The sequence below is a fragment of the Desulfogranum mediterraneum DSM 13871 genome (assembly GCF_000429965.1).
Lineage (GTDB): Bacteria > Desulfobacterota > Desulfobulbia > Desulfobulbales > Desulfobulbaceae > Desulfogranum > Desulfogranum mediterraneum.
Genome location: NZ_AUCW01000024.1, coordinates 40,305 through 55,390, shown reverse-complemented (window position 1 = coordinate 55,390; position 15,086 = coordinate 40,305). Strand labels below are relative to the sequence as shown.

The window sequence follows — 15,086 nt, the reverse complement described above, 5'->3', positions numbered from 1 at the left end:
GTCTCGGGTCATGGGTAAAAAGACATCCTCAAGGCCAAGCAGGGACAGGCAAAGAGCCCGTTCTCAAGGCTCTGCCTGAGCTGAGGTTTCAGCAGGGACGAAGATGCAGGCTAAATAGTGCTCATTTTTTAAAAAAAAGGCAATGCTTAGTATGGAACTATCTGTTATCAGTAGGCCAAGAACAGCAGCCTGGCCCGGCGAAAGCAGCCGGGCTAGAGCAGGCAAGTCTCCTGCATGGAACGCAGCGGGGCGGCCAAAGGCACCTTTTTCGCCAGGATAATCGAGTAGTTAATCAACCTCGCCGGCGACCATGGAGATCGTTTAGAGGGATTATGGTGGGTTCAGTGGACAGAGAGACCGACATCCTGATCATTGGCGGTGGCCCGGGCGGACTTGCCTGTGCCCAGGAGCTTGCCCGCGCAGGCAGGGAGGTGCTCCTGCTTGAACGCAAGGCCGAAATCGGCCCCAAGGTCTGCGCCGGAGGCATCACCTGGAGCGGCCTGCTCCAGCATGTACCTGAACAGCTGATCCAGCAGGCCTTTCCCTGCCAGCATATCCGCACCCCGGAGCAACATGCCCAGGTACGTGCTGATCAGCCCATCATCGCCACGGTCGACCGTCGGGAATTGGGCCAATGGATGGCGGCCGAGGCAGAGGCTGCAGGCGCCCGACTCCTTGCCGGGACCAGGGTACGCTCCATTGCAGCCGACCACCTGCTTGCCCGTACCGGAGAGCAGGAGACCTGCACCATCGGCTTTCGCCAACTGATCGGCGCTGACGGGGCCAACTCCCTGGTCCGACGCTCCCTCGGTCTGAGCAGCCGTTTAATGGGAGTGGGCTTGAACGCGAACCTGCCCCTGGTACGGGAGCAGATGGAGTGGCACCTTAATCCCGCCCTGTTCCGCCACGGCTATGCCTGGATCTTCCCCCATGGCCGAACCCTCTCCATCGGGGCCTATGTGGACCGGGCAGCCATGCCGCTGGCCCGGCTCAAGGCCAACCTGATCAGCTGGGCCCGGCAACAGCAGATCACCATCCCCCCCGAGCAGCTCCGCGCCGGGCTGGTCAACTACGACTACCAGGGCCACCACTTTGCTAACCGCTGGCTGGTGGGAGAGGCCGCAGGCCTGGCTTCGGGCCTCACCGGCGAGGGGATCTATCCCGCCATCGTCTCTGGCAGGGCCGTGGCCCGCTTAATTCTGGATAAAACCTATCCGGCAGACGAGCTGACCCGGATGATCCGCAAACAGCACCGCCACCACAGGGTCATTGCCTGGGCCGGCAGAACCCCGCGGCTGTGCGGCCTGCTGATGAACCTCCTGGTCCTGCTCCTGCGCATAAAAGTGCTTGATTTTCGAATGCTGGAAATGGCAGATTAGGGGATCAGCTGTCCCACTCTTTCCCGAAAGCTCAGCCAGTGAGCCGGTGACTATGCAAAAAAAAAACCTGACCCTGATCTATAACCTGCTCTTCCTGGCGGTTTGCGGCGGCATCTTCCTCTTTCTCTACCTGGCCCCGCCTGAAACCACCGCCCCCCTGCCCCATGACGATGACCATCGAGCCTTCCTGACCATGAAAAAGAAGGTGGCGGAACGACAGTGCGAGCAGTGCCACGCCCAGGACGGTGAGATGCCCCTGCCTGCAGATCATCCGCCCAAGTACCGCTGCCTGTTCTGTCATAAACAAAAGTAAGCCCGCGTGCACCGCCGGCCACCCACTGGATGACGCGATTCCGGAGCTGCCATGGAAACTAAAAACGTCTACTATATTTCCGGTTCAACAGCCATCCTGGCCGAAGATATGGGGCGAGCCCTGCTGGCTCAGTTCCGGGATATCCGTTTCCGAGAGGAAAAGATCCCCTTTATCCACACCCCGGATGAGGCCCGGGCTGCCCTGGAGCGTATCCTCGCCAACTCAAGGGAGAGTCGCCCCCTGGTCTTCTGCACCATCATGGACCAGCCGACCAGAGATATCTTTGACTGTCCCCAGGTGATCTATTTCGACATCTTTCTCCAGACCCTGGAAAAGCTGGAAGACGTACTCCAGTCACGGGCCAGACGGGAACCAGGCTACTCCCGTCACTTCACCATCTCCAGGATGAACAAAAGGGTGGACGCCATCCACTTTTCCCTGGATCATGACGACGGCACCAAGACCAAGGAGTATGACAAGGCCGAGATCATCCTGGTCGGTGTCTCCCGCACCGGCAAGACCCCGGTGAGTATCTATCTCGCCACCCACATGGAGCTCAAGGCCGCCAACTTTCCCCTCACTGCCGATCATCTCGAACAGCACCAGCTCCCCGCGGATATCGTCCGAAACCGCAGACAGGTGGTAGGGCTGACCGCCTCTCCCCGCTACCTGCACCAGATCAGGGAGAAACGATACCCAGGCTCCAGCTATGCCAGCCTGGAGAACTGCACCAGGGAGCTGCAACAGGCCCGGCAGATGTTCCTCCGCCACAACATCAAGATGATTAATGTGGAGGGACGCTCCATCGAGGAGCTCGCCGTCCAGGCCGTTCAGGCCGTAGGCATGAAAAGGAAACATCAGCGAGGCTCCCGGCTGCGGCCCCAGGCCAACACCAAGAGCAGGATATGAGCCGCTGGCTCACCAGGCTGCCCTGGCCCCTGCTGATCGGCGTTGCCCTGTTTCTGGGTCTGGCCCCCTTCAGCCCGGAACCGCATCTGCTGGAAAAAGGACGCCTTCTTGTCCAGGGCCGACTCAGCCGCAGCCTGGACATCTTTGACCTCTGCTACCACGCTCTGCCCCTGATGCTCATCGCCGCCAAGCTGGTTGCCATTTTGGTTGCAAAGAAAAAGAGATAAGAGCATGAGCTCAGGTTGCAGCTCAACCTTTTAAGCGGGAATGCCCCTATACGAATCCTCCCCATTCAGCCACACCTCTTTCGCTAACTCATAACATAAGGAATGCCCATGTTTCCCTGGATCAGCAGCCCGGAGGCCTGGATCGCCCTGGCCACCCTTACCCTCCTTGAAGTTGTCCTGGGTATCGACAATATCATCTTCATAACCATCCTGGTCAACAAACTGCCCGAGGCCCAGCGGAACATTGCCCGCCAGGTCGGCCTCGGCCTGGCCATGCTCACCAGGCTGGCCCTGCTCTTTTCCATTGCCTGGGTCATGGGCCTGACCGCACCCTGGTTTACGGTCCTGGATCAGGCCATCTCCGGTCGCGACCTGATCCTGGTTGGCGGCGGCCTCTTCCTCCTCTTCAAGGCCACCCATGAGATCCATAGCAGTCTTGAGGGCGCAACGGAAGATGCCGTCGGTCCGGTCAAGGCCACCCTGGGTGCCATGCTGGTCCAGATTGCCCTCCTGGATGTGGTCTTTTCCCTGGATTCGGTGATCACTGCCGTGGGCCTGGCCAGCCATGTCTCGATCATGGCCATCGCCATTGTCATTGCCGTGGGGGTGATGCTGCTGGCTGCCAAGAGTATCGGCGCCTTTGTCGACTCCCACCCCACCATCAAGATCCTGGCCCTCTCCTTCCTCCTGCTGGTGGGGGTGACCCTGATCGTCGAAGGCTTCGATGTCCATGTACCCAAGGGCTACATCTACTTTGCCATGGCCTTTTCCGTGGGCGTGGAGATGCTCAATATCCGGATGCGCAAGAGACAGGTCCGGCCGGTCAAGCTGCACAAGCAGATCAAACAATAAAGGACGCCACTCCCCCTTTGGTCTGCCGCTTGAATTGACCAAAGGGAACGAATCAATTATGATGCCCCAGTTTACCGGTAGCCATGCAGCCTGAACCGCGCCATTCTGTCGTCTGGAGCAGCGCTATCCTGGTCTGCGCCCTCATCAGCTGCAGCCTCCTGCCGGGATGCCAACAAGAGAATAACAACCTGGAGAATACCGTGTCTGACACAGCAAGCCTCATGGACGCCCCTGAATTCACTCAACTGCTCTTCTTCCCACGCACCGTTGCCCGCAATACCCCGCCGGAACAGGCCGTGGATGTAGATGTTACCCTGGAACCGGAACTGAAGATCGGTTGCCGGATCTTTACGGTCTCCAAGAGCGCGCCCACCATCATCTTCTTTCATGGCAACGGAGAAATTGTCAGCGATTACGATGAAATCGGACCAATGTACCAGCAACAGGGGATCAACTTTGCCGTTGCCGACTACCGCGGCTACGGCTGGAGCGACGGTGTACCGCTGGTCAGCACCCTGCTCAGCGACTGCAACCAGACCTTTGAGCAGCTCCGCAGCTGGTTGAGCAGCGAGGGCTACTCCGGTGAAATCTTTGTCATGGGCCGCTCCCTGGGCAGCGCCTGCGCCATCGAGGTGGGGGTCAACCACAGCGAGGAACTTGCCGGTATGATCATTGAATCCGGCTTTGCCCATACCCTGCCCCTGGCCCAGACCCTGGGGATGGACCTGGCCCGGCTCGATATCAGCGAAGAGCAGACCTTCAATAACGGCGGCAAGATCGAGCAGTTTGAGAAGCCCATCTTCATGCTCCATGGTCAGCTCGATCAGCTCATTCCGGTCTGGCAGGCCGAGAAACTCCACTCCCTGGCCGGAGCCAAGGCCAAGGAGCTGCAGATGGTCCCCGGAGCAGACCACAACTCCCTGATCGCCATAGGCGGGCTGCTCTACTTCCAGACCATTAGGAAGTTCATCGATAAGACCATCGGCGCGGTGCCGGACTGGCGCGAGCGACGGAAACAGTACAGAGAGCAGCAGAACCGGGCCGGCCGCTAAGATGAGCCAAAAACGAAGCGGCTACCTCTCCTGGGACGAGTACTTCATGGCCGTGGCCCTGCTCTCGGGCCTGCGCTCCAAGGACCCCTCCACCCAGGTGGGTGCCTGTGTGGCCAACCCCCAGAACAAGATCGTGGGGGTAGGCTATAACGGTTTCCCCTGGGGCTGTTCCGATGACGAGCTGCCCTGGGCCAGGGAAGGCAACTATCTGGATACCAAGTATCCCTACGTCTGCCACGCCGAACTCAATGCCGTGCTCAACTCCATTACCCGCGACCTGCGCGACTGTCGGCTCTACGTGGCCCTGTTTCCCTGTAACGAGTGTACCAAGGTGATCATCCAGTCCGGCATCCGGGAGATCATCTACATGTCCGACAAGTACAGTGCCACCGAGTCGGTCCAGGCCTCCAAACTGATGTTGGAAAAGTCAAACACCCACTATCGACGCTTTATCCCGGAACGGGATTCCATTCTGCTCGATTTTAACCGGCAATAAACGCGAGAGGCATCACGAGGTCCCATGGAAGATAGCAAGCAACAGCCGGTGGAGCAGACCACCATCTCCACCCCCTATATTGAACTCTTTAAACTGCTCAAACGGGAGAACCTGGCGGCCAGCGGCGGAGAGGCCAAATTTATCATCGGTGAAGGACTGGTGGAGGTCAACGGCGAGGTGGAAACCAGGAAACGAAAAAAGATCGTTGCCGGCGATCGGGTGAGCTGCAACGGCGAGACCCTGGAGGTAATCCAGGAGTAAGCCTGTTCGGTCCTGCCCCGGAGCAGAACGAACATCGACCGCTGACCGGGACCGGATAGGGTAGGGTAAAGGCTGCCGGAGAGCCGGCCGGCCTGCGGCTGCAGTTCGATCGGCCCTCCGGGCATGGCAGGCGGGAGAGGCGAGGCTCAGCTGGTCAGCTTGCGCTGGGCCTCCAGATAACGCTCAGCGGTTTTCTCCAGAATCTCGCTGGGCAGTGTTGGTGCGGGCGGCTGCTTATCCCAGTCCAGGGAGGAGAGATAATCCCGCAGGAACTGCTTGTCAAAGCTGGGCTGACCCTTGCCCGGGGTATACTCGTCCTGGGGCCAGAACCGGGAAGAATCCGGGGTCAGGACCTCATCGATCAGGATCAGCTCATCCCCCTGGATCCCCAGCTCAAACTTGGTGTCGGCGATGATGATCCCCCTGCCCCTGGCATACTCAGCCGCCTTCTCGTAGAGCCGCACACTGATCTCCGCCATCTTCTCGGCAAGTTCCGGCCCCACGATGGACTTCATCTGCTCCAGCGAGATATTCTCGTCGTGGAGCCCCTGCTCCGCCTTGGTGGAGGGGGTGAAGAGGGTCTGGGGAAAGGGGCCTGACTCCTGCATTCCCTGGGGCAGGACAAAGCCGCAGACCGTGGTGTCCTGCTGGTAGGCCTTCCAGAAGGAACCGGAGATATAGCCCCGGACGATGCACTCGATGGGCACCACCTCGGTTCGCTTGACCAGCATGGAGCGCCCCTCGAGTTGATCACGGTACTGGTGACATATCTCGGGAAACTGATCCACATCGGCGCTCAAGAGATGATTGGGGACAATGTCCGCCAGGTAGTCGAACCAGAACAGGGAGATCTGGGTCAGGACCTTGCCCTTTTCCGGAATAGCCTCGGCCATGACCACATCATAGGCCGAAATCCGGTCAGTGGCGACCATCAACAACTTATCCGGATGCCCGGGTATCTCGTACATATCCCGTACCTTACCACGGTGCAGCAGGTTCAACTCCGGGCAGTCGGTGGTCACGATAGAACGACTCATTTACAAACTCCTTTCTATAGATATGGGTCATAGGGTGAATAGAACAGGCTGGTCAGAGGCTGGGTCCGGCTCTCGCTCCCGGCTCACTCCTCAACCGGACAGCGGCGCATCTTTGCCTGGCACAGGCCCTGACCCGTTCCTTGACAAGAGAACATAGCAACTTATTTTACCCATTAAAAGAAAAACCGATCACGGATCAAGGAGGCATAGATGCCATTAATCAGGTTCACGGAACGCCCCCCCTGTCGTAACCCCTGGGCTGAATTTGAACGCATTCGCCGGGGAATGGATGAACTCACCAAATCCTGCACCGAAAAAGGCCGGTTCCAGCAGCGCGCCAACGTCTTTCCAGCCCTGAATATCTACGAACAGAGCGATCAACTGGTCATCACTGCGGAGCTTCCCGGGATCTCCAGTGAAGAACTGGACCTCTCTGTAGAGGGAGACACCCTCACCATCCAGGGCGCACGGGCAGCCGTTAAACAGGAGGGGCCCTGCGCCTATCATCGGCGGGAAATCGAATCCGGCAGCTTCAGCCGGGCCATCAACCTGCCGGCCAAGATCGATCCGCACCACCTCTCTGCCCGGCTGGTCGACGGTATTCTGACCATTATCCTGCGTAAGGCCGCCCCGGCTACCCCGAAAAAGATCCAGATCCTCTCTGCATAAGGAGCATTGCCATGACCAGTCAGGAGATAAAGGCATCCCCCAAGACCCAGGCAGTGGCCGAGCAGGAATCCACCAAGAACGAAACCTACTACTCCCCCATGGTGGATATCTTTGAAACCCCCAAGGCGGTCACCGTGATTGCGGATATCCCCGGAGTACGCCAGGAACAGGTGGAGCTCTCTTTAGACGACAATGTCCTGACCATCCACGCCACCATGAGCGCTGAACGTCCTGCGGGCAGGATCTTGCTGGAGGAGTATGAGCATGGTCACTATGTCCGTCGTTTCAGCGTGGCCGAGAGCATTGATCAGGACAAGATCGAGGCCTCCCTCACCAACGGGGTCCTCCAGGTGATTCTGCCCAAGCTGATTCCGGCGCAGCCCAAGAAGATAACCGTCAAGGTTGGTTGATCACTCCTGCCCCAACAGCTATCGCTCGGAACCTTCCACCGGTTCCGAGCCTTGCTGGTAGGCGGGTAGGTCGCAGGCAGGGTTCTCGTAGTCGACCAGCAGCGCGGTCAGGCGACCGACCACAATCTTGGAATCGATCTCCACCGGTATCCGGCAGCGGTCGGCGCTGAGCCAGTAGGTGGTGTCCCCATCCTTGTCATAGAGCCCCTTGAACTTCAGGGATGGTTGAATCTTGAGGGTTTCCACCTCCCCGAAGATGGATTTGCGGGGCTCCCGCGAAAGCATCCGTACCTGGACCTGATGGCGCTGCTTATCGACAAAGGCCGGGACCAGGGTTGGGTTCTGGTGATAATCGAGCACCCGACTGATGAAGAAGGCGGCAAACTCGTTATAGACCTTCCCTGCCAGCTGAAAAGATTGTTCGGGCTCCTCGTTCTTGCGATAGCTCACCAGCCGCCCCTGCTGGTCGTAGCGACTGAGCCTTCTGGTCTCGCTCCCCCAGCCCTCTTTCTGGTGGACCTGGTAGCGCAAGGGTAGTTTCAGCGGCCCCTGCACCAGGGTGGTGAAGGTGTCGTCCACCGGATAGAAGAGCGCAAACAGCCCATAGTCGGTGATCCTGGCCTCAATGGAATAGCCCCCCTGCTCCTCGGCACGCACCTCCAGATACATGTCCCCGATCTTGACCCCCCCGCTCCAGGTTATGGCGAAATGGAGCCGCTCCAGACCGGAAAAAACCGTGTCCATGGCCGCCTGACTGAGGTCCGCGGCCTGAAGTTCGCCTGGTGCCCGGCCAGCCTCCTGGACAAGGGCTGGGGAGGCAGGTGTTGTGTTCAGACCGCCGAGGGGACCGGGGATTGGTTGGGATCTCGGTTGGCTGACCAAGTCGGCTCGTGGTTTGCCGAACTGCGCGCCGAGCCATGCAGCGGCTGGACATGGGATCGGCTCAACGGCCGGTGAGGCGGCCGGAAGCAGACAGAAAACGAAGGGCAGGCAAGCGAGAAGCTGCCGGCAGAGCTGCCTTATCCTGAGGTTGCAAGTGATAGCCATGTGGCAATAAACAGGGTAAGGGCGATCAAGCCGTTCATCGAAAAGAAGGACATCTGAATCCGGGAAAGATCCCTGGGGCTGACGATGAGATGTTGATAAAAGAGGGCGACCCCTGTGAGCAGCAGCCCGAGATAGTAAAAAAGGTTAAGCCCGGCCTGGATGCCGGTCAAGGTGAAAAAGACAAAGGCCAGCAGGTGAAAGCCGACCGCGATCCGAAAGCTGGTGATCCGGCCAAACACCGCCGGCATGGAATGGAGCCCGGCTGAACGGTCAAAGTCGGCATCGAGACAGGCATAGATACAGTCAAAACCTGCCACCCAGAAGATCACCCCCAGGGAAAGCACCCAGGGGTAGCCCTCCAGACTCCCGGCCACCGCCACCCAGCCTCCCAGGGGAGAAAAGGCCAGGGCCACCCCGAGGATAAGATGACAGAGCCAGGTGAAGCGCTTGGTCAGGGAGTAGAACAGGGTCAGCCCCAGGGCCAGGGGAGCGATCAGCAGGGCCAGGGGATTGAGCATGTAGCAGGCCACAAAGAAGAGCAGGGCCGAGGCCAGGACCATGCCCCAGGTCTCTGCCAGCGAGACCAGACCTGCAGGCAGTGCCCGCCCCACGGTGCGGGGGTTGGCCGCATCAAAGCGGCGGTCGGCGATCCGATTATAGCCCATGGCAGCGGTCCGTGCGCCCACCATGGCCAGCACCACCCAGACAAAGGTCCAGGGGCCTGGAATACCGCGATCGGCGAGAAATGCACCGATCAGGGCAAAGGGCATGGCAAAGAGCGTATGCTTGAACTTGATCATCTCCAGCAGGTGTCTGACTTTCGCAAGCATCACTCTACCCCCTGCCAGCGGCTGCCCTGGTGGTCGCTGAGACCGAGCAGGTCACAGATCCGACCGGCATAGTTGATGGCCATGGCCTTAAAATCCTTTGGTTGATTGTAAAAACCCGGCATGGGCGGACAGACGGTTGCCCCGGCATCGTGCACCCGGAGCATATTCTTGAGATGGGTTCGGTTCAACGGAGTTTCCCGCACGGCCAGGATCAGGGGGCGTCGCTCCTTGAGGGTAACATCGGCTGCCCGGTGGATCAGGTTGCCGCAGAAGCCGCCGGCAATAGCGGCAAGGCTGCCCATGGTACAGGGCAGGACCACCATGGCATCGTAGCGGGCCGAGCCAGAGGCCGGTGCTGCGGCAATGTTATCCTCCTTGAACCACTTGCCAACCCCGTTCAGCTCATCAGGGCTCAACCCCAACTCGTAGTGGAGCACCTGCCGGCCTGCCGTGGAGATGATTCCGTGGGTTTCGACCTGCTGACTGGCCAGCAGCTGAAGCAGGCTCGGCACATAGAGCATGCCCGTTGCCCCGGTGATTCCGAGAATGATCCGTTTCGTTGGCGCCATCTCAGCTCTTTATCCCCATATAGATGGAAACGATCCCAAAGGTGAGCGGTTTCCGCTCCACCTGGTCAAAGCCTGCCTCACGCATCATGGAGAGCAGCTCCGCAGGTTCGTAAAAGGCGGCAATGGAGGACGCCAGGTACTCGTAGGCCTCCTTGTCGCCGGAGACCAAGCCGGCCACCGCGGGCAGGATCTTGTTGAGGTAGAGGGAGTAGACCGGCTTGACCAGGGGATTGGTGGGCCGGGAAAACTCCAGGATCAGCAACTTGCCGCCGGGTTTGATCACCCGGTGCATCTCCTGCAGGCCCTTGAGGGTCTGCGCCAGGTTACGCACCCCAAAGGCCACGGTACAGCCCCAGACCGAGTTGCTTGGAGCGGGAATCTCTTCGCCGTCCCCGCAGACCGGGAAGATGCGCTGCCGCCGCTGATCACGGGGTAGACTCTCTTTACCGGCCCGGAGCATGTCTTCGCAGAAATCGATGGAGAGCACCCGACGCTGCGGGGCCTGGCGGGCCAACTCCAGGGAGAGGGGCAGGGTTCCGGCACAGAGGTCGAGTACAGCACCCTGGGGGAACTCGCTGAGCAGCCTGGTGGTCTTCCAGCGCCAGTAGCGGTCGATCTGAAAGGACAACAGCGAGTTGAGCAGATCATAACGGTTACTGATGGAGGAAAACTTCTCCCGGACAAACTTTTTCTTCACAGCAGGGGTGCTCATGTTTTCCATGAAGGTATCACTCTATCTAGTTGAAGTTTGCTGTTATTTTATTCAAATATCTTAAGCGGCAGGGCAGCAGGAGAGGCCTCCTTACGGTTGATCAGCAGCTCAAAGAAGAGCTCCAGGCCCCGGCGTTTGCCGTCCCCCAGGTCGTGCTCGATACCGTTGAGGTACTCCGAGCACATGGTGCAGTCCATGGGGATGCGCCGGGCCACCCGATCACAGATTTCAGCCATCCTCCGGCCCCCCTGGATACGGCAGTCGATGAAGCGCTCCCGGATGGCACGCGCCACCCCGGGGGAGGCATCGATAAAATCCTGACGAATGGCGCAGACCGAAAAGACAAAGGGCAAACCGGTCCGCTGATGCCAGAGGTCGGAGAGATCCAGTTGAAAGGGATAGCGGTCTTCAATCCTCAGCCTGAGGGCGTCGTCACCGATGGCCAGCACGGCAGCTGCCGGGGCCTCCTGGTCACCGGCCCCATAGGCATCTCCCACCCGGTAGCGGGGCTTGACCCGATAAAACTCTTCCAGGATGATCCGTACCAGGCAGACCGAGGTGTCGGACTGGCCGGTGAGGAGGATCTCCTCCTTATCGAGCTCTTCTGGGGGGAGACTGGAGAAGAGCAGCACACTGCCCACCGGCCCGGTGGCACTGATGGAGAGGTCTCCCAGGATCTGGTAGCGCTCGGGCCGGGCTGCGTACTCGTAGGAAGAGACAAAGCCCATATCAATCTGATCAGCGGCGAGCATCTTGTTGAGCACCCGGGGATGCCCCTCAACGATATTCCAATCGGCCGGACAGTCGAGTTCTTTCCAGATCTCATAGATTGGAGCGGTGTTAATGTAGTTGACCATACCTATACGGGCCATGGAAGGTACTCCTTTAATTGTATATACGCACAGGACAGATGCTGCTGCCGCCACTCACCAGATAACGGGCCACCTCTGCCGGAGTGCCCGCAGCCTTGCCGCCGGCCAGGGCTGCGGGCAGGGGAACGGCCAGGATATCCGCCTCACATCCGGGCGCCAGGGTGCCCAGTCGATCCTCCAGTCCCAGGGCCTGGGCACCGCCCAGGGTGGCCATGGCAAAGATATCCAGGGGATCGAGCGCAGGGTGATCCTGATGGAGCAGCTGCATCTCCCGCCAGAGGGAGAGCTCAGGGTTACTGGCAACACTGTCGGTACCAAGGGCCGGCAGCAGGCCTGCCTCAAGGTAGGCGCCCACCGGGGCCTGACCGACCTGGAGAAAACGGTTGCTGCCCGGGCAGAGGCAGACCTTGGCGCCGCTCTCGACGAGCAGCTTGATCTCCTCGGCCTCGACATGGACCGCGTGGACACAGAGGGTCTCGCTATCCAGCAGGCCGAGGCCATGGAGATAGGCGATCGTCCCCTGGGCCGGATCCGGCTGCTGCTGGGGAAAGACCGGTTCCCAGAAGCCGCGCCGGCTCAGAAATTCCACCATCTCTCCCCTGCCCCGGCGAATCATCTCGATCTCGGCCAACGGTTCAGCCACATGGATCGGGAGGATCTCACCCTTGTGAGCGGCCCTGGTCTTCAGGGCCTTGAGCAGATCTGCATGGGTGGAGTAGACGGCATGGGCAGAACAGGAGACCTGGGCCGGCTCCTGCTCGAGCCTGGCCAGATTATGGTCCAGGCCACGGCTGCTGAAGCCCAGGTACTCCTTAAAGGGATAGAGCCTGCCGTTAAAGGCAGGGACCGTTGCCTGACCGACACCGGTGTTGCCGATATCAGCCAGCACACTGACGCCCGAGGCATACTGCTGCAGGACGGTGGCAGCAGCGGCCTCTTCCACCGCAGCTCCGGTGGCTCCCACCCGATCACGCAGGCGGATCAGGGAGCTGACCCAGGCGGTAAAGGAGGACGGCAACACCTCACCTGCAGAGAGTTCCCCCAGGTGGGAGAGCTCCAGGTGAATATGGGCATTGACCAGGGCCGGGGTCAAGACGGACTGGGGATGGGCCACCAGAGCCGCTGCCGGGTAGGCTGCCCTGAGGGACTCCTCGGCTCCAAGCGCAAGGATCTTCCCGTCCCGGATGGCAAGCCCTGCCTGCTCAAGGGGAGGGCTGCCCACGGGGAAGACCCAGGGGGCCTGATGGATGGTAACCGGCGACATCACAGGCTCGCAGAACTATTCGACCAGGGAGTAATCCATCAGCCGCTGCCTGGGGGCAAAACCGGCATCGCTGACCAGACGCCTGATCTCCCCCTCGGAGAGCCGGAAACGCACCCCGGCCGCTGCCACCACGTTTTCCTCGATCATGGTGGAGCCGAAGTCATTGGCTCCGAAAAAGAGGGACAACTGAGCCACCTTGGGCCCCTGGGTGACCCAGGAGGCCTGGATGTTGGCAAAGTTATCCAGGTAGATCCGGGAAAGGGCCAGGTTGCGGAGGTACTGGAAGGAGGAGACCTTATCGATCTTCCGGGCTGCAGCCAGGGGGGTGTTGTCCGGTTGAAAGGACCAGGGGATGAAGGCGGTGAAGCCGCTGGTGCGATCCTGGAGATCGCGCAGGCGGCGCAGGTGTTCCAAGCGCTCCTCCACGGTCTCGATATGGCCGAACATCATGGTGGCCGTGGTCCGCAGCCCCAGGCCATGGGCGCACTCCATGACCTCGAGCCACTGATCAGCCGTGCACTTCTTGGGCGCCAGCTCAGTACGGACCCGATCCGAGAGGATCTCGGCCCCGCCTCCTGGAATGGAATCAAGCCCGGCCGCCATCAGCCGCCGGATCACCTTGGAAATGGGCAGATCCGAGAGCTGGGCAAAGTGAAAGATCTCCGGAGGCGAGAAGCCGTGGACATGGATGCCGGTGGCCTTCATGGTTCGGAGCATCTCCTCGTAGTACTCCAGGGGCTTGTCCGGGTGGAGTCCGCCCTGGAGCAGGACCTGGGTCCCGCCCAGTTCCTGGGTCTCCCTGATCTTATCCCTGAGTTCTGCAAAGGAGAGCAGCTGGCCGCCCTCCTCTTCGGGCCCCTTGAAAAAGGCACAGAACTTACAGGCCGAGACACAGATGTCGGTGTAGTTGATATTGCGATCCACCACATAGGTGACCATGGGCTCGGGATGCAGCCGCCGACGGATGGTGTTGGCCAGGACGCCGAGCTGGTGCAGGTCGGCCTCCCGCTCCAGGAGCAGATACTCCTGGTCGCTAAGCCGCTCCCCTGCCTGGACGCGTTTGATCGTAGAGGCTAACATGGTTAAAAGGTTTCCAGAACGTTGTAGAGGGTGTCCCGCTCGATGGGGACCCGGCCGGCCTCCTGGATCAGGCGGATCAGGGTCTTATGCCCCAGGGCCTGGGAGGTCTCGGCACCGGCCATGTGGGTGATCACCTCCTCCTTGACCGTACCGTCCATGTCATCGGCACCAAAGGAGAGGGCGATCTGGGCCAGCTTAGGTCCGATCATCACCCAGTAGGCCTTGATATGGGGGAAGTTGTCCAGCATCAGGCGACTGACCGCTATATTCTTCAGGTCATTGATGCCGGTGGTATTGCTGTGTTCCGACATGGCCGTGTTCTTGGGATGAAAGGCCAGGGGAATAAAGGCGAGAAATCCGCCGCTCTCGTCCTGGGTACGGCGGAGGGCATCCAGGTGCTCCAGCCGTTCGTCTATGGTCTCGATATGACCGTAGAGCATGGTGGCATTGGTGCGGAGGCCATGCTCGTGGGCAGTACGGGCCACCTCCAGCCAGCCTTCGCCGGACAACTTGCGTTCACAGGTCAATTCGCGGATCCGGGGATTAAAGACCTCGGCCCCGCCCCCGGGCAGGGAACCGAGTCCCGCATCCTTGAGGACCTCCAGGGTCTCGCCCACGGACATACCGGCCAGGCCGGCCAGGTGATGAATCTCCACACAGGTAAAGGCCTGGACATGCACCCCAGGGCGCTCCTCCTTGATGGCCCGGACGATATCCACATAGTAGGAGAAGGGCAAGTCAGGATGAATCCCCCCCACCATGTGGATCTCGGTGATGGGTTCATCCAATCTTTCCCTTACCTTCTGGCGGACGTCATCGACGCTCATCTCATAGGCGAGATCGTCCCCCTTTTCCCGACCAAAGGCGCAGAATTTACAGAGGTTGGTACAGATGTTGGAGTAGTTGATGTGCTGGTTGTAGATGAAGTAGGCATCGTTGGCGTTCTTGCGCTCGCGCACGATGTTGGCGAGGTAGCCCAGGGCGAGAACATCCGGGCAGTTGTAGAGTTTCCTGCCGTCTTCCAGGCTTAATCGTTCTTGATCACGAACTTTTTCAAGAATGCTCCCTAATCCAGCGTTTTTAATATAGCCTTCCATGTGATATCCT

The 15,086-nt window shown here is 59.9% G+C and carries 19 protein-coding genes; 10 read left to right on the top strand and 9 right to left on the bottom strand.

The window, feature by feature from the left end; genetic code table 11:
• Window positions 1-332: 332 nt before the first annotated feature.
• The 8 genes from G494_RS0112620 (at window position 333) to G494_RS0112585 (ending at window position 5,489) form a co-directional block, all read left to right on the top strand.
• The gene (locus G494_RS0112620) at window positions 333-1,379 is read left to right on the top strand and encodes an NAD(P)/FAD-dependent oxidoreductase (RefSeq protein ID WP_028584834.1); all 1,047 of its coding nucleotides are present in this window, start codon (window positions 333-335) and stop codon (window positions 1,377-1,379) included.
• A gap of 52 nt (window positions 1,380-1,431) precedes the next feature.
• Window positions 1,432-1,692: a hypothetical protein gene (locus G494_RS0112615; protein WP_028584833.1), complete on the top strand. Its 261-nt coding sequence runs from the start codon at window positions 1,432-1,434 to the stop codon at window positions 1,690-1,692.
• Window positions 1,693-1,743: 51 nt separating this feature from the next.
• Window positions 1,744-2,601, top strand: coding sequence for a pyruvate, phosphate dikinase/phosphoenolpyruvate synthase regulator (gene ppsR / locus G494_RS23310; RefSeq protein WP_051305664.1), 858 nt, complete (start codon window positions 1,744-1,746; stop codon window positions 2,599-2,601).
• Window positions 2,598-2,828 (top strand): hypothetical protein, encoded by a 231-nt coding sequence (locus G494_RS23305; RefSeq protein ID WP_035246401.1) that lies wholly within the window; start codon window positions 2,598-2,600, stop codon window positions 2,826-2,828. Before ppsR ends, G494_RS23305 begins: the two co-directional genes overlap by 4 nt.
• A gap of 108 nt (window positions 2,829-2,936) precedes the next feature.
• The gene (locus tag G494_RS0112600) at window positions 2,937-3,680 is read left to right on the top strand and encodes a TerC family protein (RefSeq protein WP_028584832.1); all 744 of its coding nucleotides are present in this window, start codon (window positions 2,937-2,939) and stop codon (window positions 3,678-3,680) included.
• Between the two features lie 200 nt (window positions 3,681-3,880).
• Window positions 3,881-4,732, top strand: a complete 852-nt coding sequence (locus G494_RS0112595; RefSeq protein WP_232362548.1) for an alpha/beta hydrolase — start codon at window positions 3,881-3,883, stop codon at window positions 4,730-4,732.
• A 1-nt stretch (window position 4,733) separates the two neighbouring features.
• On the top strand, window positions 4,734-5,228 hold the full coding sequence (locus G494_RS0112590; RefSeq protein WP_028584830.1) for a deoxycytidylate deaminase: 495 nt from the start codon (window positions 4,734-4,736) through the stop codon (window positions 5,226-5,228).
• Between the two features lie 24 nt (window positions 5,229-5,252).
• Entirely contained in the window at window positions 5,253-5,489 is a 237-nt protein-coding gene (locus tag G494_RS0112585) for an RNA-binding S4 domain-containing protein (RefSeq protein WP_051305663.1), read from the top strand.
• A gap of 146 nt (window positions 5,490-5,635) precedes the next feature.
• On the opposite strand, the gene G494_RS0112580 is transcribed toward G494_RS0112585, so the two are convergent.
• Window positions 5,636-6,526 carry a phosphoribosylaminoimidazolesuccinocarboxamide synthase gene (locus G494_RS0112580; protein ID WP_028584828.1) on the bottom strand — a complete coding sequence of 297 codons (891 nt, stop codon included), beginning with the start codon at window positions 6,524-6,526 and terminating at the stop codon, window positions 5,636-5,638.
• Between the two features lie 210 nt (window positions 6,527-6,736).
• Here G494_RS0112580 and G494_RS0112575 point away from each other — a divergent pair, with 210 nt between their 5' ends.
• Together G494_RS0112575 and G494_RS0112570 are read left to right on the top strand one after the other, a co-directional pair.
• Window positions 6,737-7,195 carry an Hsp20/alpha crystallin family protein gene (locus G494_RS0112575; RefSeq protein ID WP_028584827.1) on the top strand — a complete coding sequence of 153 codons (459 nt, stop codon included), beginning with the start codon at window positions 6,737-6,739 and terminating at the stop codon, window positions 7,193-7,195.
• A gap of 11 nt (window positions 7,196-7,206) precedes the next feature.
• Complete coding sequence (locus tag G494_RS0112570) at window positions 7,207-7,605, top strand: Hsp20/alpha crystallin family protein (RefSeq protein WP_028584826.1); 399 nt, start codon at window positions 7,207-7,209, stop codon at window positions 7,603-7,605.
• Window positions 7,606-7,623: 18 nt separating this feature from the next.
• On the opposite strand, the gene G494_RS23300 is transcribed toward G494_RS0112570, so the two are convergent.
• The 8 genes from G494_RS23300 to mqnE all read right to left on the bottom strand — a co-directional run bounded on the left by G494_RS23300 (window position 7,624) and on the right by mqnE (window position 15,076).
• Complete coding sequence (locus G494_RS23300; protein WP_161629989.1) at window positions 7,624-8,349, bottom strand: DUF3108 domain-containing protein; 726 nt, start codon at window positions 8,347-8,349, stop codon at window positions 7,624-7,626.
• Between the two features lie 275 nt (window positions 8,350-8,624).
• On the bottom strand, window positions 8,625-9,482 hold the full coding sequence (locus G494_RS0112560; RefSeq protein ID WP_028584825.1) for a UbiA-like polyprenyltransferase: 858 nt from the start codon (window positions 9,480-9,482) through the stop codon (window positions 8,625-8,627).
• A complete protein-coding gene (locus G494_RS0112555; protein ID WP_028584824.1) occupies window positions 9,482-10,051 on the bottom strand; it encodes a UbiX family flavin prenyltransferase in 570 nt (189 codons plus the stop codon). Before G494_RS0112555 ends, G494_RS0112560 begins: the two co-directional genes overlap by 1 nt.
• A gap of 1 nt (window position 10,052) precedes the next feature.
• Window positions 10,053-10,763 (bottom strand): class I SAM-dependent methyltransferase, encoded by a 711-nt coding sequence (locus G494_RS0112550; protein WP_232362547.1) that lies wholly within the window; start codon window positions 10,761-10,763, stop codon window positions 10,053-10,055.
• Window positions 10,764-10,810: 47 nt separating this feature from the next.
• A complete protein-coding gene (locus tag G494_RS0112545) occupies window positions 10,811-11,635 on the bottom strand; it encodes a menaquinone biosynthesis protein (RefSeq protein ID WP_028584822.1) in 825 nt (274 codons plus the stop codon).
• Window positions 11,636-11,648: 13 nt separating this feature from the next.
• Window positions 11,649-12,899 (bottom strand): amidohydrolase family protein, encoded by a 1,251-nt coding sequence (locus G494_RS23295; protein ID WP_051305661.1) that lies wholly within the window; start codon window positions 12,897-12,899, stop codon window positions 11,649-11,651.
• Window positions 12,900-12,914: 15 nt separating this feature from the next.
• Window positions 12,915-13,979, bottom strand: coding sequence for a cyclic dehypoxanthinyl futalosine synthase (gene mqnC, locus G494_RS0112535; protein WP_028584821.1), 1,065 nt, complete (start codon window positions 13,977-13,979; stop codon window positions 12,915-12,917).
• A 2-nt stretch (window positions 13,980-13,981) separates the two neighbouring features.
• Window positions 13,982-15,076, bottom strand: a complete 1,095-nt coding sequence (gene mqnE / locus G494_RS0112530; RefSeq protein ID WP_028584820.1) for an aminofutalosine synthase MqnE — start codon at window positions 15,074-15,076, stop codon at window positions 13,982-13,984.
• Between the last annotated feature and the right edge of the window lie 10 nt (window positions 15,077-15,086).